Origin of the sequence: Streptomyces sp. NBC_01445 (genome assembly GCF_035918235.1) — a bacterium.
Classification (GTDB): domain Bacteria; phylum Actinomycetota; class Actinomycetes; order Streptomycetales; family Streptomycetaceae; genus Streptomyces.
On the sequence record NZ_CP109485.1, the window covers coordinates 2666691 to 2692316 of the forward strand.

At 71.1% G+C, this 25626-nt stretch carries 22 protein-coding genes; 6 read left to right on the forward strand and 16 right to left on the reverse strand.

Going from position 1 to position 25626, the window contains the following annotated elements; translation table 11 throughout:
* Positions 1-33: 33 nt before the first annotated feature.
* Positions 34-1059 (reverse strand): oxidoreductase, encoded by a 1026-nt coding sequence (locus tag OG574_RS12390; protein ID WP_326773248.1) that lies wholly within the window; start codon positions 1057-1059, stop codon positions 34-36.
* Between the two features lie 66 nt (positions 1060-1125).
* Here OG574_RS12390 and OG574_RS12395 point away from each other — a divergent pair, with 66 nt between their 5' ends.
* The gene (locus OG574_RS12395) at positions 1126-2085 is read left to right on the forward strand and encodes an FAD-dependent oxidoreductase (protein WP_326773249.1); all 960 of its coding nucleotides are present in this window, start codon (positions 1126-1128) and stop codon (positions 2083-2085) included.
* 24 nt (positions 2086-2109) lie between these two features.
* On the opposite strand, the gene OG574_RS12400 is transcribed toward OG574_RS12395, so the two are convergent.
* From OG574_RS12400 to OG574_RS12410, 3 genes are all read right to left on the reverse strand, one after another.
* Positions 2110-3723 carry a BCCT family transporter gene (locus OG574_RS12400; protein ID WP_326778444.1) on the reverse strand — a complete coding sequence of 538 codons (1614 nt, stop codon included), beginning with the start codon at positions 3721-3723 and terminating at the stop codon, positions 2110-2112.
* A 108-nt stretch (positions 3724-3831) separates the two neighbouring features.
* On the reverse strand, positions 3832-5133 hold the full coding sequence (locus OG574_RS12405; protein WP_326773250.1) for a M14 family metallopeptidase: 1302 nt from the start codon (positions 5131-5133) through the stop codon (positions 3832-3834).
* Positions 5130-7097, reverse strand: a complete 1968-nt coding sequence (locus OG574_RS12410) for a Xaa-Pro dipeptidyl-peptidase (RefSeq protein WP_326773251.1) — start codon at positions 7095-7097, stop codon at positions 5130-5132. Before OG574_RS12410 ends, OG574_RS12405 begins: the two co-directional genes overlap by 4 nt.
* 204 nt (positions 7098-7301) lie before the next feature.
* Between OG574_RS12410 and OG574_RS12415 the strand changes: the two genes are divergently transcribed.
* The gene (locus OG574_RS12415) at positions 7302-8792 is read left to right on the forward strand and encodes a M1 family metallopeptidase (protein WP_326773252.1); all 1491 of its coding nucleotides are present in this window, start codon (positions 7302-7304) and stop codon (positions 8790-8792) included.
* 37 nt (positions 8793-8829) lie between these two features.
* Here OG574_RS12415 and OG574_RS12420 read toward each other — a convergent pair whose 3' ends face one another.
* The 3 genes from OG574_RS12420 to OG574_RS12430 form a co-directional block, all read right to left on the reverse strand.
* Positions 8830-9693: an oxygenase MpaB family protein gene (locus tag OG574_RS12420; RefSeq protein WP_326773253.1), complete on the reverse strand. Its 864-nt coding sequence runs from the start codon at positions 9691-9693 to the stop codon at positions 8830-8832.
* A gap of 67 nt (positions 9694-9760) precedes the next feature.
* Positions 9761-10081, reverse strand: coding sequence for a hypothetical protein (locus OG574_RS12425; RefSeq protein WP_326773254.1), 321 nt, complete (start codon positions 10079-10081; stop codon positions 9761-9763).
* Between the two features lie 165 nt (positions 10082-10246).
* Positions 10247-11719 (reverse strand): amino acid permease, encoded by a 1473-nt coding sequence (locus OG574_RS12430; protein ID WP_326773255.1) that lies wholly within the window; start codon positions 11717-11719, stop codon positions 10247-10249.
* A 345-nt stretch (positions 11720-12064) separates the two neighbouring features.
* On the opposite strand from OG574_RS12430, the gene OG574_RS12435 reads away from it, so the two are divergent.
* Positions 12065-12796: a MerR family transcriptional regulator gene (locus tag OG574_RS12435; RefSeq protein ID WP_326773256.1), complete on the forward strand. Its 732-nt coding sequence runs from the start codon at positions 12065-12067 to the stop codon at positions 12794-12796.
* A 25-nt stretch (positions 12797-12821) separates the two neighbouring features.
* Here the strand turns inward: OG574_RS12435 and OG574_RS12440 are convergent, their stop codons facing one another.
* The 6 genes from OG574_RS12440 to OG574_RS12465 all read right to left on the reverse strand — a co-directional run bounded on the left by OG574_RS12440 (position 12822) and on the right by OG574_RS12465 (position 20151).
* Positions 12822-14993 (reverse strand): 3-hydroxyacyl-CoA dehydrogenase NAD-binding domain-containing protein, encoded by a 2172-nt coding sequence (locus OG574_RS12440; protein WP_326773257.1) that lies wholly within the window; start codon positions 14991-14993, stop codon positions 12822-12824.
* Between the two features lie 41 nt (positions 14994-15034).
* Positions 15035-16249 carry an acetyl-CoA C-acetyltransferase gene (locus tag OG574_RS12445; protein ID WP_326773258.1) on the reverse strand — a complete coding sequence of 405 codons (1215 nt, stop codon included), beginning with the start codon at positions 16247-16249 and terminating at the stop codon, positions 15035-15037.
* A gap of 66 nt (positions 16250-16315) precedes the next feature.
* Positions 16316-17458, reverse strand: a complete 1143-nt coding sequence (locus OG574_RS12450; RefSeq protein WP_100591666.1) for an acyl-CoA dehydrogenase family protein — start codon at positions 17456-17458, stop codon at positions 16316-16318.
* 19 nt (positions 17459-17477) lie between these two features.
* Complete coding sequence (locus tag OG574_RS12455; RefSeq protein ID WP_326773259.1) at positions 17478-18503, reverse strand: LLM class F420-dependent oxidoreductase; 1026 nt, start codon at positions 18501-18503, stop codon at positions 17478-17480.
* Positions 18503-19639 carry a CaiB/BaiF CoA transferase family protein gene (locus OG574_RS12460; protein ID WP_100591664.1) on the reverse strand — a complete coding sequence of 379 codons (1137 nt, stop codon included), beginning with the start codon at positions 19637-19639 and terminating at the stop codon, positions 18503-18505. The genes OG574_RS12455 and OG574_RS12460 overlap by 1 nt, the downstream gene beginning before the upstream one ends.
* 191 nt (positions 19640-19830) lie before the next feature.
* Positions 19831-20151, reverse strand: a complete 321-nt coding sequence (locus OG574_RS12465; protein WP_326778445.1) for an MmcQ/YjbR family DNA-binding protein — start codon at positions 20149-20151, stop codon at positions 19831-19833.
* 211 nt (positions 20152-20362) lie between these two features.
* On the opposite strand from OG574_RS12465, the gene OG574_RS12470 reads away from it, so the two are divergent.
* The gene (locus OG574_RS12470; RefSeq protein WP_326778446.1) at positions 20363-21565 is read left to right on the forward strand and encodes a saccharopine dehydrogenase family protein; all 1203 of its coding nucleotides are present in this window, start codon (positions 20363-20365) and stop codon (positions 21563-21565) included.
* Between the two features lie 302 nt (positions 21566-21867).
* On the opposite strand, the gene OG574_RS12475 is transcribed toward OG574_RS12470, so the two are convergent.
* Positions 21868-22572 (reverse strand): endonuclease V, encoded by a 705-nt coding sequence (locus OG574_RS12475; RefSeq protein ID WP_326773260.1) that lies wholly within the window; start codon positions 22570-22572, stop codon positions 21868-21870.
* A 55-nt stretch (positions 22573-22627) separates the two neighbouring features.
* On the opposite strand from OG574_RS12475, the gene OG574_RS12480 reads away from it, so the two are divergent.
* On the forward strand, positions 22628-22927 hold the full coding sequence (locus OG574_RS12480) for a YciI family protein (RefSeq protein ID WP_326773261.1): 300 nt from the start codon (positions 22628-22630) through the stop codon (positions 22925-22927).
* A 16-nt stretch (positions 22928-22943) separates the two neighbouring features.
* On the opposite strand, the gene OG574_RS12485 is transcribed toward OG574_RS12480, so the two are convergent.
* A complete protein-coding gene (locus tag OG574_RS12485) occupies positions 22944-24038 on the reverse strand; it encodes a WD40/YVTN/BNR-like repeat-containing protein (RefSeq protein WP_326773262.1) in 1095 nt (364 codons plus the stop codon).
* Positions 24039-24302: 264 nt separating this feature from the next.
* Between OG574_RS12485 and OG574_RS12490 the strand changes: the two genes are divergently transcribed.
* Positions 24303-24719, forward strand: coding sequence for an SsgA family sporulation/cell division regulator (locus OG574_RS12490; protein ID WP_326773263.1), 417 nt, complete (start codon positions 24303-24305; stop codon positions 24717-24719).
* 21 nt (positions 24720-24740) lie between these two features.
* On the opposite strand, the gene OG574_RS12495 is transcribed toward OG574_RS12490, so the two are convergent.
* Positions 24741-25586, reverse strand: coding sequence for an isocitrate lyase/PEP mutase family protein (locus OG574_RS12495; protein ID WP_326773264.1), 846 nt, complete (start codon positions 25584-25586; stop codon positions 24741-24743).
* Positions 25587-25626: the final 40 nt, after the last annotated feature.

Here is a 25626-nt window from a genome sequence, read left to right on the forward strand (position 1 = left end):
ACGCCCGCCGCTCCCCGGCGGCGGAAGCCCACCTCACCGGGCCATCGGCGCCACCAGCACGCTGCCCGTGGTGCGGGCCACGACGAACGACTCGCCCCTGGTCGCCTTCGGGTCGAGGGCGATGCGGTGGCGGCCCGGTTCGAGTACGGCGTCGAAGACGTCCTGGGCGTGGCTGCGGTAGAGCCGGTCGAGGCGGTACGCGGTGAGGCGGACCCGGCAGGCGGAGGTGACTTCCAGGCCCGCCTCCCCGTCGGCGGCGACGAGGCGGGTGAGGCGGCGCTGCGGGACGGCGCGGCGGTCCAGGGCGCTCTCTATCTGGGCGACGAGGAGCGGGATGATCGGGGCGAGCCCGTCCACGTAGGCGGTCTCGGCGCCCGCCCGCTCGAACTGTTCGCGCACCGCGGCCCGGTCGGACTCGCTGACGGCGCGGCCGAAGGCGACCGCGCCGTAGGTGCGCAGTTCGTCGGGCGGCACACCGGTCGCGTCCTGGGTGATCTCGGCGCCGATGCCGATGGTGCGCAGCGCGGCGGCGAGCTTGGCGAGGACGGCGACGCGGGCCCCGATGAGCAGGACGCGGCGGGCCGGGGCGGGCTCCGCGCCGCCGTCGAGCAGCGGCCGCAGGGACTCGCGGTACGCGGCGCCGTGGAAGCGGAAGGGGCCTATCCCGTGGTAGCCGTTGAGCTCCAGGTCGGCTCGTTCCTCGGTCTGCCAGGCGAAGTCCCGCCAGATGACGTCGGGCCCGTCCGCCTCGATGACCGCGGTGACGGCCCCGCATTCGAGGCCCTCGCACTCGGGGCACCCGTAGACGACATAGCGGCCGTCGGGGAGCGGAGCGTCCGCTTCGAGGAGCAGACTGCGGACGTGGTCCGTGAAGATCGCCGGCGGGATGTCGGAGGCGAGCGGGGAGACGGCGTCGAGGTCGGAGAGCTGGAACAGCAGCGGCGAGCCGTTCACGATGAAGTCCAGGAACTCCCGGTGGACTTGGTAGTCCCCGTTCGTGAGAACTCCACCGGCGCGCATGGCCGGTGCCAGGCCGAAAGTCGCGTACTCGGCAGACATGCCCTGAGTATTCCCACCCGCGACCTGATGTGAGCACGGCATGACCCATTCCGCTACGGTCCGTTCGTGGACAGTGACGCGAGCAGCGATGTGATCGTGGTCGGCGGCGGGGTCATCGGCCTGACGACGGCTCTTGAACTCGTACGCATGGGGCGGCGCGTGCGGGTCTGGACGCGGGATCCCACCGCACTGACGACGTCGGCGGTCGCGGGCGCGCTGTGGTGGCCGTACAGGATCGACCCGGTGGAGCGGGTGAGTGACTGGTCGCTGCGGTCCCTGCGCGTGTACGAGGAGCTGGCGGCGCAGCCCGGTCCTGCGGGCGTGCGCATGGCGGAGGGCCTGCAGGCCGACACCCTCCTTGAGGGTCTTGGCCCGTGGGCGGACGGGGTGGCGGGGCTTCGTCCGGCGACCGCGGCGGAGTACGGGGGCGGCCCGGGCCTGTGGGCGCGGCTTCCGCTGGTGGACATGCCGGTGCACCTGGAGTGGCTGAAGGAGCGCTTCCTGGCGGCGGGCGGGCGCGTGGAGACGCGGGAGGTCACGGACCTCGCGGAGGCGGGCTCTCAGGCGCCGGTCGTCGTGAATTGCACGGGCTCCGGCGCCCGGGCGCTCGTGCCGGACGATGCCGTACGCCCCCTGCGCGGGCAGCTCGTCCTCGTGGAGAACCCGGGTGTGGACACGTGGTTCGTCGGCGGCGGCGACTCCCCCGACACCTCGACGTACTTCTTTCCGCAGCCCGGTCGGCTGATCCTCGGTGGCACGGCACAGGAGGACGACTGGTCGCTCGAACCCGACCTCGCCGTGGCGGAGGCGATCGTGGCGCGGTGTGCGCGGGTGCGGCCCGAGATCGCGGGGGCGCGGGTCATCGGGCATCGGGTGGGGCTGCGGCCGACGCGGCCCGAGGTGCGGGTGGAGCGTGAACGGGCTTCGTGGGGCGGGGTGTTGGTGCACAACTACGGGCACGGCGGGGCCGGGGTGACGGTCGCGTGGGGCTGCGCCCAGGAGGCGGCAGGGCTCGCCGTCTCCTGAGCGGTTCGACCGAGTGACAGCAGGTCAGCCGATCGGGCCGTCCTCCCCCTCCGTGCCCTGGCCCGGCCCGATCCGGATCTCGAAGTCGCCGTCGTACTGCTCGTGGCCGGCGATGACCGCCGCCTCGACGGCCTCGTCGCCCCTGTCACTGCGGACGATCAGCGGGTCGTGGCGCAGGTCCCGCATGAGGGCCACGCACATCCCGATCATGACGAGGGTGAAGGGCGCTGCGACGAGGATCGTCAGGTTCTGCAGTCCCGTCAGCGCGTTGCCCGAGCCGTTGCCGATGAGGAGCATCACGGCGGCGACGGCTCCGGTGACGACGCCCCAGAAGATGACCACGAAGCGGCCGGGTTCGAGGGCGCCCTTCTGCGAGAGGGTGCCCATCACGATGGAGGCCGCGTCGGCGCCGGACACGAAGAAGATCCCGACGAGGATCATCACGAGCAGGCTCGTCGCGGTGGCGATGGGGAACTCGTCGAGCACGCCGAAGAGTTGGGCCTCGGGAGTGGTCGCGCCGCGGAGGGCTCCGTGCTCCTTCAGGTCCATCGCCGTGCCGCCGAAGACCGCGAACCAGACGAGGCTGACGGTGCTGGGGACGAGGATGACGCCGCCGACGAACTGGCGGATCGTACGGCCCTTGCTGATCCGGGCGATGAACATGCCGACGAACGGCGTCCAGGAGATCCACCACGCCCAGTAGAAGACCGTCCAGCTGCCCAGCCAGGCCGCGACGCCCTTGCCGCTGGACGCCTCGGTCCTGCCGATGAGCTGCGGCAGGTCACCGAGGTACGCGCCCAGCGAGGTGGGCAGCAGGTCGAGGACCAGGATCGTCGGCCCGGCGATGAACACGAACACGACCAGGATCAGCGCGAGAACCATGTTGATGTTGGACAGCCACTGGATGCCCTTCTCGACCCCGGACACCGCCGAGGCGACGAAGGCGACGGTGAGGACCGCGATGATGGTGACGAGGAGGCCCGTGCTCGCCTTGTCCATCCAGTTGAGGACCTCGAATCCGCTGCCGATCTGCAGGGCGCCGAGGCCGAGGGACGCGGCGGAGCCGAACAGCGTGGCGAAGATCGCGATGATGTCGATGACGCGGCCCCAGGCGCCGTGCGCGTGCCGCTCGCCGATCAGCGGTACGAAGACGGAGCTGATGGTCTGCCGGCGGCGGCGCCTGAACGTGCTGTAGGCGATGGCCAGTCCGACGACGGCGTAGATCGCCCAGGGGTGCAGCGTCCAGTGGAACAGGGTCGTGGCCATGGAAGTCTCCATGGCCTGGGCCGAGTCGACGGGCTGGGTGCCCGGCGGGTGCCTGGTGTAGTGGGCGAGGGGCTCGCTGACTCCGTAGAACATCAGGCCGATGCCCATGCCGGCGCTGAACATCATGGCGACCCAGGAGACGGTCCTGAACTCGGGAGTCTCGCACTCGTCGCCCAGCGTGATCTTCCCGTACCGGCTGATGGCCAGCCAGAGCGCGAACACGACGAAGCCGGACGCGGCCAGCATGAACGCCCAACCGCCGTTGTGGATCAACCCTTTGAGGAGGCGTGTCGAGACGTCCTCGAGGGAGTCGGTGGCGACGGAGCCCCAGATGACGAACGCCACGGTGAGTGCGGCTGTCACGCCGAACACCACCCGGTCGGTCGCCGGACTCCGTCGCCCCGTCGCCTCCGCGGCAGGTTTGATTTCGGGATTATTCACCCCTCAGGACCTACCACAAACGACGCGAACGCCCCGGTTTCAGCACGTGGTGTCGGGCTCCCCCTCGATGAGGTGGTACGGGGCACGCGCGTCGAGGAGCAGGGTCACGAGCGCTCGTTCGGACTGGCGCAGCGGCACGAACACCCCTTCCCCTGTCCGGTCCTTGCGCACGGTGATCCCGTGCAGCGCCAGCTTGTCCTTGACGGACGCGTACTGCGACGCGTCGAGGCGGTAGCCGCACGGCGGGTTCTGGATGATCTCCGTGGGCTCGGCCGGGTCGTTGTCCGCGCCGCCGACGTAGACGGGTCCGCGGTCGCGGTATCCGGCCACGCGGGCGGCGCCGGTGGCCGCCTCGATCTTGCCGCGATGCTGGTCGGTGAACGTGAACAGGCCGCCGAGCGCGGAGAGTTGGCTCTTGACGCGGCGCCGGTTGTTGAGCGCCGGGTCGGCCTTCTCCGCGTCGGTCTGAGGGTCGACGCGGCTCTCTATGAGCAGTCCGACCGCGTGCTTCACGCCGGAGACATTGCGCAGGATGCGCTCCTGCCCGTCCCCCGCGGTCTGCTTGACGGGCTCGCCGGTCACCGGGTCGGTCCAGATGCCGTACGTGCCGGTCGAGTATCCGCCCGCGTTGGCGGCAGGACGGACGTACGCCGTGGAGAGGGTCTCCGCCTCGTCGTGGACCTGGGTGTCGGTGTTGAGGTTGCGCGGCCAGAGGTCGAAGAGGTCCTTGTCGTAGTACTTGGGTGTGGCCCCGTACTCGTGGAGGTCGTAGATCACGTCGGGCTTGCGGTCGCGGATGACGGCGGCCATGGCCCGCGCCTCGGCGGTCTCCAGGGCGATGTGGTCGCGGTTGATGTCGATGCCGTCGGAGTTGCCGCGGGTGTTCGCGGCGCGGCCGTCGGGGTTGGCGGTGGGGACGACGAGCAGGGTGGTGCGGGACAGGAAGGCCTTCGACTTCCTGTCCTTGGCGTAGGCGAGGTCGCGGATCGTGGTGAGACACGCCTCGCGGCCGGACGGTTCGTTGCCGTGCTGGCTGCAGATGAGCAGCACGGTGTTCGCGGTCCGGTGCTCGCCGATGCGGACGAGCTGGACGGGCCTGCCCTGTTTGGTGGTGCCGGCCGTGTCGACGGAGACGCGGTCACTGCCCTTGTCGACCGCCGCGAGGAAGTCCTGCTCCTCGGGCTGACCGGTCCAGCGGGCGCCGTCGCTCTGCTCGAAACCGGTCCTCGGTGGCGCGGAGCTGGCCTGGGCCGGGGCCGTGAGCAGGGGCGCGGCGAGGGCGGCCGCCGTCGCGGCCAGGGCGAGGGTACGGATACGGGGTGTCGTCGAGCGCGGTGTCATCGAGTGCTGCCTCCCGGGACGGGGCGGAACGGGCGGGGGTCGGACAGGCGCTCGGGTGCCGACGTGCGCGGCGCGGCGGTGTGGGTGCCGGCCGTGGCGGACGCGAACGCGTGGGCTCCGCCGACGAGCGGGACGCGCGCGGACGTCCTGGCCAGGTCGAGGGTGAGCGTGGGCCTGGTCGACGGCGGGTCGATGAGGTCCTTGTCGGTGCCCGCGACGATCAGCGCGAGGCGGTGGCCCGCCGGCACGACGTGGTCGCTCGGGGCCAGGTCGAGGGTGATCGTGTAGGGCTTGCCCGGGGTGAGCGGCTTGCCCGTGCGCTCCGAGGCGTAGTTGCCGAGGTCGGCCCAGCCGCGGCTGAAGACGGTCCGGTCGACGTCGGCGGTCTTGGCCTCGGTCCGCAGGAAGCAGGAGCTGTCGCCGGCCGTGCTCGCGCCCCAGCAGGTGCGGTCGGTGAGCGTGGTGATGCCCTCGCCGCCGTCGGCGTAGTCGCGGATGGTGGCCGGGCCGAGGTCGACGAGTACGGCCGAGAGGTGGGCGGTCGTGGTCGACGGGGTGGCGGTGACGGTGACCTTCGACGAGCCGGACAGGCGCAGGTCCTTGCCGAGCGGCTCGGTGATGAACCCGGCCTTGTCGGGCGTCGACTTGTCGATCTGCGCGGCCCAGTCGGTCTCGCTCAGCTTCGGGTCGTCGGTGAACGCCTCGGTGCCCGAGCCGTGCTTGAGGCCGAGTTTGCCGACGCCGGCCGCGCTGCCCTTGGCGGGGCTCAGGCGCACCGAGTCGGTGGTGCGGGGCGGCCAGACGCGGTCGGTGGTCCAGTGGTCGGGGGTGCGCTCGATGTCGGCCATCGGTTCGCGGTCCACGCCGTTGTCGTAGCCGAGGAGTTCATGGTCGAACCAGCGGTGGAGGGTGTCGACCCAGGCACTCCGGCGGGAGTCGAAGGGGTCGACGTGGCCGGTCTGCGCGAGCCAGATCTTGCGGTCGACGCCCGCCTTCGCGAGGGCGTCCCACCACTGGCCGAAGTGCTTGGCGCGGACGTTGAGGTCCTGCATGCCGTGCACGACGAAGACGCTGGCCTTGACCTTGCCGGCGTCGGGCACATAGTTCCGCTCGTCCCACAGGCCGGTCCAGTCACCGGTCCTGGGCGCCTCGTCGACAAGTCGCTTCTGTACGGCGGCGCAGCGGGCGCGGGCCTCGGGGCTCTCGACGTAGTCGGACAGCCACTCGGGTCCGCTGTCGTACAGGGGCGCGCCCTGCTGGAAGTAGTAGTCGTACCAGGAGGAGATGCCGCCGATCGGGACGATCGTCTTCAGGCCCTCGACTCCGGTCGCGGCCACGCCGTTGGCGATGGTGGCGTCGTAGCTCTTGCCGATCATGCCGGTTCTGCCGTTCGTCCAGCCGGCCTTGGCGCGTTCGGTGCCGGTGCGGCTGGTGTAGCCCTTGCCGCGGCCGTTCAGCCAGTCGACGACGGCCTTGCCGGACTGGATGTCGGAGCGGCCGCCGACGTCGACACAGCCGTCGGAGCGGTTGGTTCCCGCGAGGTCCACGGCGACGAAGGCGTAGCCGCGCGGCACGAAGTAGTTGTCGTAGTACAGCGGGAACTGGACGACGTTCCCGTGCTCGTCATACGTCTTCAGCTGGCTCTCGTTGCCGCGGCCGCAGCAGGAGTAGTACGGGCTCGCGTCCATGATCACGGGGACTTTGCGGCCCTGCTGCGCGGGTTCGCGCGGCCGGATGATGTCGACGGCGACCCGGTCGGTCTTCCCGTCGCCGTCGCCGTCGAGCCGGGTGTCGACCCAGACGGATTCGCGGATGGCCTTGTCGTACGAGTAGACGGGCTTCGACTCACGGGGCGTGGCGCTCTGGGCGGCCCCGGGAGAGACGAGGACGGCAAGGAGTGCGGCGGTGGCCGCTGTCGCGAGCGTCCTCCACAGGGGGCGCGTGCGTCTCTCAGGTATCGGCATGGGGCGGAAGCTACCCCGGTGAACTCCCTTGCAAAAGAGGGCAGTCCTTGGTGATGAAAGGCGCGATGAAAGGTCCATGGGACGGATTGGCACATGTCGGCCGAATGGCGATCGTGTGACACGAGGGGCCATGGACATGACCGGGGCGGGAGGGGCTGAATAGGGTCGGCAACAACGTTCACAGCCCTACGACTTGGAGCTTTCGTGTACCGCAGACTCATCGCCCCGGGCGCACTGGCGGCCGCTCTCATGCTGGCGATCCCGGCATCGGCGGCGGACTTCTCCCCTGGGGCTTCGGGCATCGGCGACCCCTACTACCCGGACTACGGGAACGGCGGCTACGACGTCTCCCACTACGACCTGCGCCTGAAGTACCAGCCGAAGACGGACCTCCTGGAGGGCACGGCGACGATCCTCGCCACGTCCACGCAGGACCTCTCGCGCTTCGACCTCGACTTCGGCCTCAAGGTCAGCGAGGTCCTCGTCAACGGCAAGAAGGCCGAGTTCGCCACGTCCGGCGTGGAGGAACTCGAGGTCACTCCGCCGGCGGGCCTGCCCAAGGGATCGACGTTCACCGTCGTCGTCCGCTACGCCGGCAAGCCGTCCGAGGTGAAGCTGTACGGCTTCACGTCCTGGCAGCGCACCCCGGACGGCGGCATCGGGGCCAACGAGCCGGAATCCGCGGCCTGGTGGTTCCCGTCGAACGACCACCCGCGCGACAAGGCGACGTACGACGTGTCGGTGGCCGTGCCGGACGGGACGCAGGCGATCTCCAACGGCGTGCTCCAGTCGCAGTCGTCGAAGCTCGGCTGGACGCGCTTCAACTGGCGTTCCAACAAGCCGCAGGCGACGTATCTGACCACGCTCGCGGTCGGCAAGTTCGACATCACCACGGACAAGACGGCGGACGGCCTGCCGGTCGTGAACGCGTACAGCAAGGACCTGGGCGACAACTACGGCGCGGCGCGCGCCAGCGTCGAGCGGACCACCGAGGTCGCCGAGTGGCTGGAGACGAAGTTCGGGAAGTACCCGTTCAACGCGCTCGGCGGGTACGTCCCGAACGTGCCGTCCAGCTTCGCCCTGGAGACACAGACGCGGCCGTTCTACAGCCCGAAGCAGTTCGCGAACGGGTCCAACGTGTCGGTGATCGTGCACGAGCTGGCGCACCAGTGGTACGGCGACAGTGTCTCCGTCGACGGCTGGAAGGACATCTGGATCAACGAGGGCTTCGCCCGCTACAGCCAGTGGCTGTGGTCGGAGAAGGAGGGCGAGGGCACGGCGCAGGAGCTGGCGGACTACACCTACGCGCAGCACCCGGCCGACGACGCGTTCTGGAAGGTCAAGCCGGGTGACCCGGGCGCGGAGAACCAGTTCGACATCGCCGTGTACGACCGAGGGGCGCTGGCCATCCAGGCGCTGCGCAACGAGGTCGGCGAGAAGAAGTTCGCCGCGATCCTCAAGGGGTGGCCGCAGGAGCACGCGTACGGGAACGCGAAGGTCGCCGACTTCGTGAAGTTCGCCGAGAAGGTCTCGGGCAAGCCGCTCGCGGCGCTCTTCGACACGTGGCTCTACCAGCCGTCGAAGCCGGGCACGGCCGCGGCGCAGCGGGACCGGGTCGCGCGGGCCGGGGTGGCGCCGGCGCAGCCGAAGTCGTGGAAGCAGATCGCGGCGACGAACTCGGTGCACGACCACTGAGGCGCAGTGGCCTTTCGGGGTCAGTGGCCTTTCGGGGTCAGCGGGCGCGGGCTGTTTCGGCGGCTCGCGCCCGTCGCGCCATCGGCAGATAGCGCAGGCGCTCCGGCAGGAGCGGCACCACCCGCCGGACGACCGCGCCGAACCGTCGCAGTCTGCGCTCCTGGACCGGGGTCCACGGCAGGCCGATGGCCTCCCGCGCGTCGGGCGGCATCAGTCCGATCGTGAGGAAGCGGCGGAAGCGGGCGAGCGGGGGCAGCAGCAGCGGCCACAGTGCGCGCAGCGCGAGCCTGACCGGCAGCGGCCCGCGATCGGGCGGCGGGACCGCTGCGTCGACGGCGACGAGTTCGCGTACGACGGCCGTCAGCTCGATCTCGTCGGCCAGAACCTTGCGGTAGTAGGGCCAGAACTCCTCGACGGTCTGCGGCATGTCGCGGTCGTGCAGGCCGAGGATCCGGCCGACCTGGAGCCACTCCGCGTAGAGCCGGCGTTCCTGCGCCTCGGTGAAGGGGCGGCGGCCGAGGTAGCGCTGGGCCTGCCGGTACACGGGGAAGCCGGTGGCGTGGACCCAGGCGTAGTACGCGGGAGTGAGCGCGTGGTAGCCGCGGCCCCGGGTGTCGGTGCCGCGGATGGTCCGGTGGAGCCGGCGCAGCCGGCGGCCTTCCTGTGCAGCGTCCTCACCGCCGTAGACCCACAGCATCACCGAGCGCAAGGAGCGCTCGCCGCGGCCCCAGGGGTCCGTGCGGAACACGGAGTGCTCGTCGACGCCCGCGCCGACGGCCGGGTGGGCGACCTGAAGGGTGAGCGCCGCGGGGAGGGCGAGCAGGGAGCGCACCTCACCGGCGATGTCCCACAGGATGCCGCCGGGCGGAGGGGGCTCGGGATCGAGGTCGTGCTGCTTCATACGGCTCCCCAGCGGTTCCCGGGTGATACGTGATCCAGTATGCGGCCCCGGGTTCCTGTGGTGCGGCTCAGGGGTGTGCCATGCCGCCGCCCTGCGACTCACTGCCCAGGCGGGACGCCAGGTCGGACGCGAGCTCCGAGACACAGGTGCGCAGGTCCGTCTCGGCGGCGGCGACCGGGCCGCGCGGCACGGCGGCGAGGTCCGCGCGGGGCCGGACGGGAGCGCACTGGCAGGGCTGAGGCGGTTGCTCGCTCCCCGGGGCGGCCGCCTCCTGATCCCCGGCCCACCGCCGCGCCCGGCCGAGGACCCCCGCCGCGAACAGGGCGACGGATGCGCCGAGTTGACCCACCTTGAGGTGGAATTCCAGGGGCAGGGATACGAGGGCCATGCCATGGACCTACCCGACCACCCGCCACTCGCAACGTGCGGCTCAGTCCCCGTGGTCGTACACCGTCACCGCTATGCCCAACGGCACGGTGGCGTCACCTCGGACATACGTGATCTCCGACATGACGCCACCGTAGGGGCTGCCACTGACAGTGGGGGGCCGGCGTTATTCGCCGTCGGTCAGCTTGGCCAGTTCCTGGGTCGACTCACGCTGGATGCGGCGGCGGGCGGCGAACCAGCCGGCGACGAGCATGACCGCGATGACCGGGATCAGCATCAGGGTCTTGCGACCCGTGTCCGGGTCGTTCCACATGAGGCCGAGCACGAGCAGCAGGAAGACGATCGTGACGATCTCGGTGACCGGGGACCAGGGCAGGCGGAACGACGGCCGCTTGATCAGGCCCTGCTTGGCCCGCCGGACGAACGCCAGGTGGGCGACCATGATCATGACCCAGGTGCCGATGATGCCGATCGAGGAGACCTCGATGACGATCTCGAAGGCGTCGTGCGGGAGGAGGTAGTTGAGGCCGACTCCGAGGACGCCGACACCCGCGGTGAGCAGGATGCCGCCGTACGGCACCTGGCTGCGGTTCATGCGGGCGGTGAACTTGGGCGCGGAGCCCGACATCGCCATCGAGCGCAGGATGCGGCCGGTGGAGTAGAGGCCCGAGTTGAGGCTGGACATGGCCGCGGTGAGCACGACCAGGTTCATGATGTCGCCGATGCCGCCGACGCCCAGCTTGCTGAACAGGGTGACGAACGGGCTCTCGTTCGAGGAGTACACCGAGGACGGCAGCAGCAGTGCGAGCAGCACCACCGAGCCGCAGTAGAACAGGCCGACGCGCCACATGATCGAGTTCACCGCGCGCGGGACGACCTTCTGCGGGTCGGCGGTCTCGCCTGCCGCGACACCCACCAGCTCCAGGGCGGCGTACGCGAAGACGACACCCTGCATGACGAGGATCACCGACATCGTGCCGCTCGGCATGAATCCGCCGTGGTCCGTGATCATGCTCAGGCCCGGGGTCTGGCCGTCGATCGGGTGCTGCGTGGCGATCAGGAAGACGCCCACGAACAGGAAGGCGACGAGCGTGGCCACCTTGATGATCGCGAACCAGAACTCCATCTCGCCGAAGTACTTCACCGAGATCAGGTTCACGCCGAGCACGACCGCGAGGGCGATCAGCGCGAGGACCCACTGCGGAATGGTCGTGAAGGCACTCCAGTACTGGGTGTAGAGGGCGATCGCGGTGATGTCCGCAATGCCCGTCATCGACCAGTTGAGGAAGTACATCCAGCCGGCGACGTAGGCGCCCTTCTCACCGAGGAACTCGCGCGCGTACGACACGAAGGAACCTGAGGACGGCCGGTACACGACCATCTCGCCGAGGGCGCGCACGACCAGGTACGCGAAGACTCCGCAGACGAGGTACGCGACGGCGAGTGCGGGGCCCGCCGAATGGAGGCGGCCGCCCGCTCCGAGGAACAGTCCGGTACCGATCGCGCCACCGATCGCGATCATGTTGACGTGGCGGGCCTTGAGGTCCTTGCTGTAGCCGGCGTCACCCGCGTCGGCGGGCGCCTGGGACGCATCTGTGGGGGATGCGTCCAGAGCCGTGTTGGCGGCTTCCTTGCTCACGTGGGGGGATCCCTCTGTGGTGCCCGGATTGCTCCGGGGTCCGGATGTGCTGCGGCCCGCGACATTCCTGACATGGCGCGGACCGACTGTGCACCTTCCCCCACCAGGCAGGGAGCACGCGGTGGCGGAGATCACATAGCGGCACTTCTCACATGATGATCAGCCTCTGTACAGCGGGTTCCGCGAGGCGTATAAGCGCTCGCTCACACCCCAACAGCCCCTTCACACCCGCCCTTTCCACCCCGCGGCGCTTTCACAACTTTGGTGTCTCAGCAATACTGTTGAACCTGTCCGGGTGCGGAACCGGAGCACGCAGGACGCGGGACCCGAGAAGCGAGGCGCAGCATGACGACGGACACCGGGGAGCCGACGCTCACGGTCGACGAACTGGCCGCGCGCGCGGGCGTCACCGTCCGTACGATCCGCTTCTACAGCACGAAGGGCCTGCTCCCGCCGCCCGTGATCGGGCCGCGCCGGGTCGGCCACTACGGCCGGGACCACCTCTCCCGGCTCGCGCTCATCGAGGAGCTCCAGCACCAGGGCATGACACTCTCCGCGATCGAGCGGTATCTGGAGCAGCTGCCGACGGACCTGAGCGCCGACGATCTGGCGATCCACCGCGCCCTGGTCGCGAGCTGGGCCCCGGACGCGGCGGAGGACGTCACGCGGGCGGAGCTGGAGCGCCGGGCGGGGCGGCCCCTGTCCGGGGAGGATCTGGACCGGCTCGCCGCGATGGGCGTCGTCGCGTACCTGGAGGACAGCGACACCTTCCGCGTGGACCCCGGTCTGCTGCGGCTCGGGGTGGAGCTGCTCGGAGTGCCGATCGCGCACGAGACGATCCTCGCGGCGCGCACCGTCCTCATGAAGCACACGAGGGACGCCGCCCAGGAGCTGACGCGGCTGTTCCGCGACGAGGTGTGGGGGCCCTACCGGGAACGGGAGTCGGACCCGGAGCACGTGGCGGCGATGAAGTCGCTGTCGGCCCATATGCAGCCGATGGTGGTGCAGGCCCTGGTGACCGCGTTCCAGCGGTCGCTCAAGGAGCAGCTGCGGGAGGCGTTCCGCGCCGAGGGCTGACCCCCGGCGCGGAACCCCGTGACCGTCAGGCGTCGGTGAAGGTCTCGCCCTTCTCGGCCTTCTCGACGAGCAGCGCGGTCGGCTGGAAGCGCTCGCCGTAGCGCTCGGCCAGTTCACGCGAGCGGGCTACGAAGCCGGGCAGGCCGCCCTCGTAACCGTTGATGTACTGCAGGACTCCGCCGGTCCAGCCCGGGAAGCCGATGCCGAAGATGGAGCCGATGTTGGCGTCGGCGACCGAGGTCAGGACGCCCTCCTCCAGGAGGCGCACCGTGTCGAGCGCCTCGGAGAAGAGCATGCGCTCCTGCATGTCCTTGAACGGGATCTCGTGCCCGGGCTTGGTGAAGTGCTCGCGCAGGCCCGGCCACAGGCCGGCGCGCTTGCCGTCCACGTACTCGTAGAAGCCCGCGCCGCCACTGCGTCCGGGACGGTCGAACTCCTCGACCATGCGGTCGATGACGATGTCCGAGGGGTGGCCGGCCCAGGTGCCGCCCGCCTCCTCGACGGCCCGCTTCGTCTCGTTACGGATCTTGCGGGGCAGGGTCAGCGTCAGCTCGTCCATCAGGGACAGGACCTTGGCCGGGTAGCCGGCCTGGGCCGCGGCCTGCTCGACGGAGGCGGGCTCGATGCCCTCGGCGACCATCGCGACACCCTCGTTGATGAAGTGCCCGATCACGCGCGAGGTGAAGAACCCGCGCGAGTCGTTCACGACGATCGGCGTCTTGTTGATCTGGCGGACCAGGTCGAAGGCGCGGGCGAGCGCCTCGTCGCCGCTGCGCTCGCCCTTGATGATCTCGACGAGCGGCATCTTGTCGACGGGCGAGAAGAAGTGCAGCCCGATGAAGTCCTCGACCCGCTCGACGCCCTCGGCGAGGAGGGTGATCGGCAGGGTCGAGGTGTTGGAGCACAGCAGCGCGTCCGGCTCGATGACGTGCTGGATCTCCTTGAACACCTTGTGCTTGAGCGCCGGGTCCTCGAAGACGGCCTCGATCACGGCGTCGCAGCCGGCGAGGTCCTGCGGTTCGGCGGTGGGCGTGATGCGGGCGAGGAGCGCGTCCGCCTTCTCCTGGGTGGTGCGTCCGCGGGAGACGGCCTTGGCGCAGAGCTTCTCGGAGTAGCCCTTGCCCCGGGCGGCGGCGTCGGCGGTCACGTCCTTGAGGACGACCTCGATGCCCGCGCGGGCGCAGGAGTAGGCGATGCCCGCGCCCATCATGCCGGCGCCGAGGACGGCGACCTTGCGGACGGTGCGCTTCTCGATGCCCTTGGGCCGGTTCGCGCCGGAGTTGACGGCCTGGAGGTCGAAGAAGAACGCCTGGATCATGTTCTTCGCGGTCTGGCCGGTGACGAGCTCGGTGAAGTAGCGCGCCTCGATGGTCAGGGCCGTCTCGAAGTCGACCTGGGAGCCCTCGACGGCCGCGGCGAGGATGTTGCGCGGGGCCGGGTAGGGGGCGCCGTTCAGCTGCTTCTTGAGGTTGGCCGGGAAGGCGGGCAGGTTCGCCGCGAACTTCGGGTTGGCCGGGGTGCCGCCCGGGATGCGGTAGCCGGGCTTGTCCCAGGGCTGCTGCGACTCGGGGTTGGCGTCGATGAAGGCGCGCGCCTGGGCGAGCATCTCCTCGGGGGTGGCCGCCACTTCGTGGACGAGGCCGTTCTCCAGGGCGCGCTTCGGCGTGTACTGGGTGCCCTGGAGGAGCACCTTCAGCAGGGCGTCGGTGATGCCCATGAGGCGTACGGCGCGGGTCACGCCGCCGCCCGCGGGGAGCAGGCCGAGCGTGACCTCGGGAAGGCCGATCTTGGAACCGGGCGCGTCGAGGGCGATGCGGTGGTGGGAGGCGAGCGCGATCTCGTAACCGCCGCCCAGGGCCGCGCCGTTGATCGCGGCGACGACGGGCTTGCCGAGCGTCTCGATGCGGCGCAGGGAGTTCTTGATGCCGGTGCCGGTCTCGAACGCCTGCTGGGCGTTCTCGGGGCCGACCTTCATCATGTCCTTCAGGTCACCGCCCGCGAAGAAGGTCTTCTTGGCGGAGGTGTAGATGATGCCGCGGATCGAGTCCTTCTCGGCCTCCGCGCGGTCGGCGATCGCCGCGATGGAGTCCTTGAACGCCTGGTTCATGGTGTTCGCGGACTGGTTGGGGTCGTCGAGGACGAGGGTGACGATTCCGGTCTCGTCCTGTTCCCAGCGGATGGTGGTGCTCTCGGTCATTTCTGCTGCTCCGTAGATGCCAGTGCGGGAAAGGACGGGGGTCAGAGTCGCTCGACGATCGTGGCGATGCCCATGCCGCCGCCGACGCACAGCGTGGCGAGGCCGTAGCGCTTGTCCTGGCGCTCCAGTTCGTCGATGAGGGTGCCGAGGATCATCGCGCCGGTGGCGCCGAGCGGGTGGCCGAGCGCGATGGCGCCGCCGTTGACGTTGACCTTGTCGAGGGAGAGGCCCATGTCCTTGACGAAGCGCAGGACAACTGCGGCGAACGCCTCGTTGATCTCGACGAGGTCGATGTCGTCGATGGTCAGACCGGCCTTGGCGAGAGCCTTGCGGGCGGCCGGCGCGGGTCCGGTGAGCATGATGGTGGGCTCGGAGCCGGAGACCGCCGCGGAGACGATCCGCGCGCGCGGGGTCAGGCCGTGGCGCTCGCCGACCTCCTTGGTGCCGATGGCGACGAGGGACGCGCCGTCGACGATGCCGGAGGAGTTGCCCGCGTGGTGGACGTGGTCGATCTTCTCGACCCAGTGGTACTTCTGCAGCGCGACGGCGTCGAAGCCGCCGAGGTCACCGATGTCCGCGAACGACGGCTTCAGCTTGGCGAGCGAGTCGGCGGTCGTGCCGGGGCGCAGGAACTCGTCGTGGTCGAGGACCGTCAGGCCGCTGCGGTCCGTGACGGGCACGACGGAGCGGGCGAAGCGGCCGTCCTTCACGGCGGCGGCCGCGCGCTCCTGCGAGAGCGCCGCGTACTCGTCGACGTCGCGCCGGGAGAAGCCCTCGATCGTGGCGATCAGGTCGGCGCCGATGCCCTGCGGCACGAAGCCCGTCTCGTAGTTGGTCATCGGGTCGGCGAACCAGGCGCCGCCGTCCGAGGCCATCGGGACGCGCGACATCGACTCGACGCCGCCGGCGAGGACGAGGTCCTCCCAGCCCGAACGGACCTTCATGGCCGCCAGGTTGACCGCTTCGAGGCCCGAGGCGCAGAAGCGGTTCTCCTGCACACCGGCCACCGTGTCGGGGAGGCCGGCCGCGATGGCCGCGATCCGCGCGATGTCGGAGCCCTGGTCGCCGACCGGTCCGACGACGCCGAGCACGATGTCGTCGATGGCGGCGGGGTCGAGATCCGGGAAGCGCCGCTGGATCTCGTGGATCAGTCCGACGACGAGGTCGATCGGCTTGGTGCCGTGCAGGGCGCCGTTCGCCTTGCCGCGTCCGCGCGGGGTGCGGATCGCGTCGTATACGTACGCTTCGGTGCTCACTCGCTTGCCTTTCAATGAGGGTGGGCCGGGCGATGAGGTGGGCCGGGCCGGGAGGTCGGTGGGGAGTCAGCCGAGCAGGGAGCGCCCGATGATCTCCTTCATGATCTCGGTCGTGCCGCCGTAGATCGTCTGGATGCGTCCGTCGGTGAAGGCCTTGGCGACGCGGTACTCCGTCATGTAGCCGTAGCCGCCATGGAGCTGGAGGCAGCGGTCCGCGACGCGCTTCTGGAGCTCGGTGGCCCACCACTTGGCCATCGAGGCATGCACCGCGTCGAGTTCGCCGTTCGAGTGGTCGACGATGCAGCGGTCCAGGAAGGTCCGGGTGACGGCGCACTCGGTGGCCATCTCGGCTATCTCGAACCGGATGTGCTGGAGCTTGGCGAGCGGGCGGCCGAAGGCCTCGCGCTCCTTGACGTACGTCGTGGTGATCTCCAGGAGGTACTCAGCGGCGGCGATCCCGGCGACGGCGATGCCCATGCGCTCCTGCGCGAGGTTCGTCATCAGGTGGACAAAGGCGCCGTTGAGCTCGCCGAGGAGATTCTCCTTCGGGACGCGGACGTCGTTGAAGAAGAGCTCGGCCGTGTCCTGCGACTTCTGGCCGATCTTGTCGAGGTTGCGGCCGCGCTCGAAGCCCTCCATGCCGCGCTCGACGACCAGGAGGGACAGACCGTGGGCGCCGCCGTCGGGCGTCGTCTTCGCGACGACGATCACGAGGTCGGCGAGGATCCCGTTCGAGATGAACGTCTTGGAGCCGTTGAGCACCCAGTGGTCGCCGCGGTCCTCGGCCGAGGTGCGGATGCCCTGGAGGTCGGATCCGGCGCCCGGCTCGGTCATCGCGATGGCCGTGATCAGGGAGCCGTCGCAGAAACCTGGCAGCCAGCGGCGCTTCTGCTCGTCCGTGGCGAGCGACGTCAGATACGGCCCGATGATGTCGTTGTGGAGGCCGATCGCGAGGCCGGCGGCTCCCGCGCGGGTGAACTCCTCGGCGATGACGGCGCTGTAGCGGAAGTCGGCGTTCCCGCCGCCTCCGAACTCCTCGGGCACGGCGAGCCCGAGGAGGCCCTGCCGGCCGGCCGCGAGCCAGGCCTCGCGCGAGACGATGCCGTCCTTCTCCCACTGCTCGTAGTGCGGGGTGACCTCCTTGGCGAGGAAGGTGCGGACGGTCTCGCGGAACGCGTCGTGCTCCTCGGTGAAGATCTGCCGTTCCATTGCCATCGTGGTGCCCTCCCTACAGCCAGTTCTTGACGGTCTCGACCAGCCGGGCGGGGTCGGGGCCGACCGGGATGACGTTCAGCATGGTGACGCCGGCGGCGCGGAAGGCCTCGACACGCCCGCGCACGTAGCTCTCGGGCCCGCACAGGCTCATGAGCTCGCAGAACTCGTCCGGGACGGCGGCCTCGGCCTCCTTCTTCTTCCCCGAGAGGTAGAGCTCCTGGATGAGCTTGGCCTCCTTCTCGTAGCCGTAGGCCACGGCGAGGTCGTTGTAGAAGTTCTTGCCGACCGCTCCCATGCCGCCCACGTAGAGGGCGATGTTGGGGCGGGCGAGGTCGCGAGCGGCTGCCGCGTCCTCGCCGATGGCGAGCAGTCCGCCGGCGACGACCTGGAGCGGCCCGAGCTCGGGGGCGCGCTTGGCGGCGCCCTCGGCGAGCGGGGTGCCCCACACCTGGTGGGCCTTCTCGGGAATGAAGAGCGTAGGCAGCCAGCCGTCGGCGGTCTCGGCGGTCATCCGCACGTTCGCCGGGCCCAACGAGGCGACGTACAAAGGCACTTCGGGGCGTACCGGCTTGGAGAGGATCTTCAGGGGTTTGCCGAGCCTGCCGCCCTTCTCCGGGGGCAGCGGCATGTCCGTGATGCCGTGGTGGTCGATGACCTCGCGGCGCAGGATGCGGCGGGTCAGCTCGATGGTCTCGCGGGTGCGGCCGAGCGGCTTGTCGTACGCCTTGCCGTGCCAGCCCTCGACGACCTGCGGGCCCGACGCGCCCAGGCCGATGATGGCGCGGCCGCCGGAGACGGCGTCGAGTCCGGCGGCGGTCTGGGCGATGAGGGCGGGGGTGCGCGAGTAGACGTTGAGGATCGCGGCGCCGATCTTCATGCGCTCGGTGCGGGCGGCGAGATAGCCCATGATCGTGGGCGAGTCGAAGCCGTAGGCCTCCGCGACCCAGACGGCGTCGAGGCCCGCCGACTCGAGCGCGGCGGCGTCGTCGGCCGCCTGCCGGGGGTCGGCTGCGTAGGCGAGGGGTGCGGACAGCTCCATCAGTTCTCTTCCTTCGTCAGGCTCGGTACGTCCCAGTCGCGGGCCACCCCGGCGGTGTCGGCGCCCGGCTGGGCGGGGCCGCTGCGGACGGCGGTGGGGGTCGCGGAGAAGCGGGGGGCGGGGGCGGGCTGGGTGATGCCGCCGTGGTCGGTGAAGGTGCCGCGCGCCGCCAGGTGGGGGTGGCCGGGCGCCTCGCGCAGGGACAGGACCGGCGCCACACACGCGTCGGACCCCTCGAAGACGGCGGTCCACTCCTCGCGGGTACGGGTCTTGAAGCGGGCGGCGACGGCGTCGCGCAGCTCGCCCCAGCGGGCGAGGTCCTTGCGGGCGGGGGCCGTGTCCCCGATGCCGAGGAGCGCGCTGAACTCGTCGTAGAACTGCTGCTCAAGGGCGCCGACCGCCATGTACTGGCCGTCGGAGGTCTCGTACGTCCCGTAGAACGGGCAGCCGCCGTCGAGGAGGTTGCTGCCGCGCCGGTCCTGCCAGCCGCCGGCCGCGAGCATGCCGTGGATCATCGCGGCGAGGTGCGAGGCGCCGTCGACGATCGCGGCGTCCACGACCTGGCCCGCGCCGGTGTCGCGCGCGTGGTGGAGGGCGGCGAGGATGCCGACGACGAGGTAGAGCGAACCGCCTGCGTAGTCCCCGACGAGGTTCGCGGGGACGGTCGGCGGCTCGTCCGGCTTGCCGATCATTCCGAGGGTGCCGGTGAGGGCGATGTACGCGATGTCGTGCCCGGCGCGCTGGGCGAGGGGGCCGTCCTGGCCCCAGCCGGTCATGCGTCCGTAGACGAGGCGCGGGTTGCGGGCGTGGCAGGCGTCGGGGCCGACGCCGAGGCGCTCGGCGACGCCTGGACGGTAGCCCTCGATGAGGACGTCCGCCTTGGCGACGAGGTCGAGGACGCGCGCGGGGCCGTCGTCCGCCTTGAGGTCGATGATCACGGAGCGTTTGTTGCGGTTGGTGATGTCGTACTCGGGGTTGATCGCGAGCCCGGCGCCTCCGGGGCGGTCCACGCGCACGACATCGGCGCCCAGGTCGGCGAGGAGCATCGCGGCGAACGGGCCCGGGCCGATGCCCGCCAGTTCGACCACGCGCACCCCGGCGAGCGGGCCGCTGTCCGTCATCCCTGCCACTGCCATCGAGCCCCCAGCACTGTGACACAACTGATGTAACACCAGCGATGCTAAGAACGTGTTCCACTCAGCACAACCCCTGGCGAGCAAGCGCTTAGTAATTTACGACGCACTGCTGCGGTGTTGCCAGGAGGCACGTATGGATTCGGGGTAACTCGCCTGAAACGGGATTCCGTCACGTCCGGCCGGGGCGGCGCTCATCGCGCGTCCAGTTCGGCGACGAGCTTCTTCGTGGCCACCGTCCGGTAGCTCTCCTCCACCCAGTCGCAGAGCAGCGCCGCGCCCGGGGCGCCCTTCACGTCCAGGGGGATCCGCACCCAGCCCGCCTTGCCGAGGCCGTATCCGGCGGGCTCGGCACCCGGGGTCGTGAGCGCGTGCGCGTGGGCCTCCTCGTCCCTGAGCTTGACCGTGAGCCCCATCGGACAACTGCCGTCGTCGACGCCGAGGAACACGAACACCTTCTTGTTCACCTTCGCGACCGTCTCGCCCCACGGGAAGTCCTCCGTGGCACCCGGCATCCCGAGTGCGAACTCCCGTACGCGCGCCCACGTCTTGAGCGCCCGCTGCGACGGCCTCTTCGGCTCGGCCACGACGACCTCCCGCTCCGGGCGGGGCCCCTGAACCTCCGCTCACCCCTCACGCTAGCCTCGGCCACCGACAACGGCGCGGGGCGCAGGGCTGAGGGGTGTCATGACCAGGCAGGACAGCGGGCACGGCAAGGATCGGGACATGCGGGACAGGCCCGGCAGAGCCGACAGGACAGGCCGCGAGTACGACATCGTGCTCTTTGGGGCGACCGGGTTCGCCGGTGCGCTCACCGCCGAGTATCTGGCGGCGCACGCCCCCGAGGGGCTGCGGTGGGCCGTCGCGGGGCGCGACACGGGGAAGCTGGAGCGGCTGCGCGAGCGCCTCACCGCGATCGACCCCGCGTGCGCCGTGCTGCCACTGGTCCGCGCGGACGTCGCCGACCCGGCGTCCCTGCGCGCCCTCGCGGCACGCACGCGCGTGGTGGCCACGACCGTCGGCCCCTACGTCACGTACGGCCAGGACCTGGTGGCGGCGTGCGCCGAGGAGGGCACCGACTACACGGACCTGTGCGGCGAGCCCGAGTTCGTCGACGTCACCTACGTCCGGCACGACGCCCGCGCGCGGGAGACCGGGGCCCGTCTCGTCCACGCGTGCGGCTTCGACTCGATCCCGCACGACCTGGGCGTGCTCTTCACGGTGGGTCAGCTCCCCGAGGACGTGCCGCTGCGCATCGACGGGTTCGTGCGGTCGAACGCGACGTTCTCGGGCGGCACGTTCGCGTCCGCGCTGACGCAGTTCTCGCGGGGTCGGCAGATGCTGGCCGCGCAGCAGGACAGGCGGCGGCACCAACCGCGCCTCGTCGGCCGCAGGGCGTACGCGCCGACGGGCGCGCCCCGCTACGCCAAGGAGGTCGACGCGTGGGCGCTGCCGCTCCCGACGATCGACCCGCAGATCGTGCAGCGGTCCGCGCGGGGCCTGGAGCGCTACGGTCCCGACTTCCGCTACCGGCACTACGCGGCGGTGCGGCACCTGCCCGTCGCGTTCGGCGGCGTCGCGGCTACGGGTGCGCTGTTCACCGCCGCCCAACTGCCGCCCGCACGCAGGTGGTTGTCTGATCGGCTCAAGCCGGGTGACGGCCCGGACGAGGCACGGCGTGCGGCGAGCTGGTTCTCGGTGCGCTTCGTCGGCGAAGGCGGCGGCCGCCGCGTGTACACGGAGGTCTCGGGCGGGGACCCCGGCTACGACGAGACGGCGAAGATGCTCGGCGAGTCCGCGATGTGCCTGGCGCTCGACGACCTGCCCGAGACCTCGGGCCAGGTCACGACGGCCGTCGCGATGGGCGACGCCCTGACGGCGCGCCTGCGGGACGCGGGGATCAGGTTCCGGGTGGCGGCTACGCGGTAGGCGGCTACGCGCGCGGCGGTGCCCACGCGACACGGGGAGGCCGGCCCGGCTGGCGACTACGCGCGCGTGGCGCTCTCCCGGGCCTCCGGCGAGTGCCTGTGGCCGCGACGCGGTACCGGTGGCCACGCGCGCGATGCCGCGCCCTCGGCTTGCTCACCGAGGACGCGGCAGGTGGCTACGCGCGCGTGGCGCTCTCCCGGGCCTCCGGCGAGTGCCAAATGCCCGTGCCCGCGACGCGGTACCGGGTGGCCACGCGCGCGAGGCCACGCCCTGGGCTTGCTCACCGAAGAAACGGCAGGTGGCTACGCGCGCGTGGCCCCCTCCTGGGCATCCGCCAGCGCTCGCCTGCACAGCGCGTCCGCTCTGCGGGTCGTTTCCGGCTGGCGGTACTGCGGCGTGAGGTGCAGGGTGTGGGCGCACGCGGTGTCGAGGCTCGTGCGGTGGCCGACCGAGACGTAGACGGGCTTGACGCCGTCGCGGGTGCGCAGGGCCCGGCCGACCACCTCGTCGCCGTCCAGCAGGGGCGCCGTGCTGCCGCGCGGCGCCGCCGGCTCCTCGTGCGTGAAGGTGAACGGGTTCTTCGCGACGCCGATCGTGGGCAGCCCCGTCAGGACGCCGAGGTGGCTGGCGAGGCCGAAGCGGCGCGGGTGGGCGAGGCCGTACCCGTCGCAGACGACAAGACCGGGGCCGGAGTCGAGGCCCTCCAGGGCGGCGACCACGGTCGGGATCTCGCGGAAGGCCAGCAGGCCCGGCACGTACGGGAAGGAGATCCGGCCGACGGCCGTGGACTCCTCGACGACGTCGAGGGTCGCCGCGTCGAGCACGACGGCCGCCGCCGCGACGAGGTCGCGCTCGTCGTCGTAGGCCACGTCGACACCGGTCACGAGTCCGGTGCCGGGTGGGGGCCCCGGCTCGTCGAGGACGACGCGGGCGCGCAGTTCGTCCTGGACCGCGCGCGCGGCGCGCTCGTCGGTGGGCCAGTCGGCGAGGATCTGTTGGTGGCTCATGATGGCGACCACCATAGGGCCGGGGCGCCGGCGGGCCACGGGTAGCCTGGCGATCATGTTTGTACTTGAACTGACCTACACGGCCCCGGTCGAGCGTGTCGACCCGCTGCTCGAAGCGCACGTCGCCTGGCTCGACGAGCAGTACGAAGCCGGGGTCTTCATCGCTTCCGGCCGCAAGAACCCGCGCGACGGCGGGATCATCCTCGCCGTCGGGGACGACCGCACGCAGATCGAGAAGATCACGGCGGCCGACCCCTTCGTCACCGGCGACGTGTGCGCGTACCGCGTCACGGAGTTCATCGCGACGAAGACGGCACCCGAACTGGAGCGATTCCGGCAGCAGTTGGCCGGCTAGACGGCCCCGCCGCAGGTCAACGTTCGAGCCGGGCGATGCGTCCCTTCTCGCCCGAGGCCCAGCACGCGCCGTCGTGCGTGCAGTCCGCCGTGTCGTACGAGCCCGTGTCGACGGTGCGCCAGGTGCGGCCCGCGTCGAGGGTGAGGTCGGTCCCCGTCGGGCCGACCGCGAGGGCGCTCGTCCGGCTGTGCGGGAGCCAGGTGACGCCCGAGCGGTAGGCGGGGACGGGCTCGGCGGACTGCGTCCAGGTGCGGCCGCCGTCGCGCGTCGTGGCCGAGGCCCGGGGAGACGCCTGGTCAGCGCGGTAGTCGCCGCCGACCGCGATCCCGTGCGTACGGTCGCGGAAGGCGAGGCCGAAGACGCCGCGCGCCGGGTCGCCCGCCGGGACCGGGGCGTCGGTCGCCCGCCACGTCAGGCCACGGTCCGACGAGTGCAGCACACGTGCGCGTGCGCCGCCGCCCGTCGCCAGCCACACATCGCGCGACCCCGAGCTGACCAGGCACTGGCCGCTCGCCGCGAAGCCGGCCTCGCCCTCCTGCGCCGCCGGCATGCCGTCGCCGGGCAGGACGTCCCAGGAGCGTCCTCCGTCGCGCGTGGACAGGATCCGGTACTTGCCGTCGACGGGGTCGCTCATCGCGAGGCCGTGGCGCGTGTCGAAGAACGTCAGGCAGTCGTAGAACGCCTTCGGGTCGGGGTTGCGGAAGGACTCGGTCCAGGTGGCCCCGCCGTCGTCCGTGCGGAAGACCCGCGAGGCGTCGCCCTCACCGATCGCGAGGACGACCGCGCGCCGGCTGTCGAAGGCCTCGATGTCGCGGAACTCCAGCGCGCCCGCGCCCGGCGGCGACACGTTCCGCCAGTGGGCGCCGCCGTCCGAGGTGCGAAGGACCGTGCCCTTGGACCCGGCCACCCAGGCGGCGTCGCGGTTCACGGCGGCAAGTCCCCGGAACCGCGCGTCGGTACCGGATCCCTTCAATGCCCAGTGCGGCTTCGCCTGCGCGTGCCCTCCGTCGGCCTGCGCACCCGCGGCCTGCGCCGGACCCGCCGGAGCGAACGCGAGGGCGAGTGCCGCCCCGGCCAGCCCCATGGACACCCTGCGTCGCGACTTCCCCATGCCCCTCATGGCGGGCGAAGCTAGCCCACTCCCCCGGCTCCGTCCAGATGGCCCGCGCCGCGGGGAGCAGCGAGCGGAGACCGGTGACAGAGGTCACTCACCTTTCCTCGGCCGTCCGGTGCACGGATTCCCTCGTTCCGCCGTCTCTTCAAGTGGCGGGGAGTCCTACCCGCCGACCCACCCGTCGTCCGACATGCCGTCCGACTCGCCGTCCGAGCTGTTGCCCGAACCGCCGTCCGTTCAGCCGTCACAAGGGAGCAGGCGTTGTCCACCGTCATCGAGCAAGCCGTAGAGGCCCGTCTCGTCGCCGCCGCGCCGCGGATGTCGACCATTCCCGCGACGTTGCGCTACGACATGCGGGACCCTTTCGCCGTGCGCATGTCGTTCCCCGCGCCGGCCACGCTCGAGGGCGTCGACGTCAGCTGGACGTTCGCCCGCGAGCTGCTCGCGGCCGGGGTGCGCGAGCCGGCCGGTGCGGGCGACGTCCGGGTACGGCCGTACGGCTACGACCGCACGGTCCTGGAGTTCCACGCCCACGAGGGCACCGCGATCGTGCACATCCGGACCGGCGAGCTGCGCCGCTTCCTCAGCAGTACGGCCGCGATGGTGCCGGTGGGCGACGAGCATCTGCACGTGGACCTGGACGGCGATCTGGCGGAGCTGATGCGGGACGCGTACTGACGAGAGTCCCCCCCACCGGGCTCAACTCCCGTCACCGAGCAGGGCGTTGAGCTCTCCGTATTCGAGCCCGCCGGCCAGACTCCCGTACGTTCCCTCGGTGAGCAGCTCCCGGGCCGCCCTGCGGACGAGGGCGTGCGCGGCCTGCGCGATGCCCGCGCCGACGCTGATCCGGGCGACCCCGAGCGCGGCGAACTCGGCCACGGACGGCGCCCCGGGCCAGGCCATCACGTTGAGCGGCCCCTCGACACCGGCGACGAGCGCCTTCACGGTCACCGGGTCGACAGCCCCGGGCACGAAGATCCCGTCAGCACCCGCCGCGAGGTAGGCCGCGGCCCGCTCCAGCGTCGCCGCGAGCCGCTCCTCCGGCTCCCCCGCGCCCATCAGATACGTGTCGATACGCGCGTTCACGAACAGCGCCACGCCCTCCGCGTCCGCCGCGGCACGGGCCACCGCGATCCGCTCCGCCTGTGCCTCGACGGGCCGCAGCGGCGCGCTCCCGCCGTGCCAGGCGTCCTCGATGTTGACGCCGACCGCTCCGGCGTCGAGCACGGCGCGCACGGTGACGGCGACGTCCTGGGCCGCGTCGGCGTAGCCGCTCTCGATGTCCGCCGTCACCGGCACGTCCACGGCGGCGGCGATCCGCGCGACGGCGTCGAGCGCCTCGTCCCTGCCGAGCCGGTCCCCGTCCGCCGAGCCGAGGTCCCAGGACAGTCCGGCGCTGGTGGTGGCGACGGCGGCGGCTCCGGCGTCCGCGACGATGCGGGCACTCGCGACGTCCCAGGCGTTGGGCAGGACGAGCGGGCGGCCGGCGACATGCTGTGAACGGAAGGCCAGGGCCTGGTCATTGAGGTGCGTACGGTTCGTCATGCCGTACAGCCAACCACCTGGCTCCCGCGTACAGCTGGCA

What these genes read in the sequence shown, in the direction of transcription:
- OG574_RS12390 (WP_326773248.1), bottom strand. Translation starts at nt 1,059, where the DNA reads ATGTCTGCCGAGTACGCGACTTTCGGCCTGGCACCGGCCATGCGCGCC.
- OG574_RS12405 (WP_326773250.1), bottom strand. Translation starts at nt 5,133, where the DNA reads ATGACACCGCGCTCGACGACACCCCGTATCCGTACCCTCGCCCTGGCC.
- OG574_RS12410 (WP_326773251.1), bottom strand. Translation starts at nt 7,097, where the DNA reads ATGCCGATACCTGAGAGACGCACGCGCCCCCTGTGGAGGACGCTCGCG.
- OG574_RS12420 (WP_326773253.1), bottom strand. Translation starts at nt 9,693, where the DNA reads ATGAAGCAGCACGACCTCGATCCCGAGCCCCCTCCGCCCGGCGGCATC.
- OG574_RS12425 (WP_326773254.1), bottom strand. Translation starts at nt 10,081, where the DNA reads ATGGCCCTCGTATCCCTGCCCCTGGAATTCCACCTCAAGGTGGGTCAA.
- OG574_RS12435 (WP_326773256.1), top strand. Translation starts at nt 12,065, where the DNA reads ATGACGACGGACACCGGGGAGCCGACGCTCACGGTCGACGAACTGGCC.
- OG574_RS12440 (WP_326773257.1), bottom strand. Translation starts at nt 14,993, where the DNA reads ATGACCGAGAGCACCACCATCCGCTGGGAACAGGACGAGACCGGAATC.
- OG574_RS12450 (WP_100591666.1), bottom strand. Translation starts at nt 17,458, where the DNA reads ATGGAACGGCAGATCTTCACCGAGGAGCACGACGCGTTCCGCGAGACC.
- OG574_RS12455 (WP_326773259.1), bottom strand. Translation starts at nt 18,503, where the DNA reads ATGGAGCTGTCCGCACCCCTCGCCTACGCAGCCGACCCCCGGCAGGCG.
- OG574_RS12460 (WP_100591664.1), bottom strand. Translation starts at nt 19,639, where the DNA reads ATGGCAGTGGCAGGGATGACGGACAGCGGCCCGCTCGCCGGGGTGCGC.
- OG574_RS12465 (WP_326778445.1), bottom strand. Translation starts at nt 20,151, where the DNA reads ATGCCGGGTGCCACGGAGGACTTCCCGTGGGGCGAGACGGTCGCGAAG.
- OG574_RS12470 (WP_326778446.1), top strand. Translation starts at nt 20,363, where the DNA reads ATGCGGGACAGGCCCGGCAGAGCCGACAGGACAGGCCGCGAGTACGAC.
- OG574_RS12475 (WP_326773260.1), bottom strand. Translation starts at nt 22,572, where the DNA reads ATGAGCCACCAACAGATCCTCGCCGACTGGCCCACCGACGAGCGCGCC.
- OG574_RS12480 (WP_326773261.1), top strand. Translation starts at nt 22,628, where the DNA reads ATGTTTGTACTTGAACTGACCTACACGGCCCCGGTCGAGCGTGTCGAC.
- OG574_RS12485 (WP_326773262.1), bottom strand. Translation starts at nt 24,038, where the DNA reads ATGGGGAAGTCGCGACGCAGGGTGTCCATGGGGCTGGCCGGGGCGGCA.
- OG574_RS12495 (WP_326773264.1), bottom strand. Translation starts at nt 25,586, where the DNA reads ATGACGAACCGTACGCACCTCAATGACCAGGCCCTGGCCTTCCGTTCA.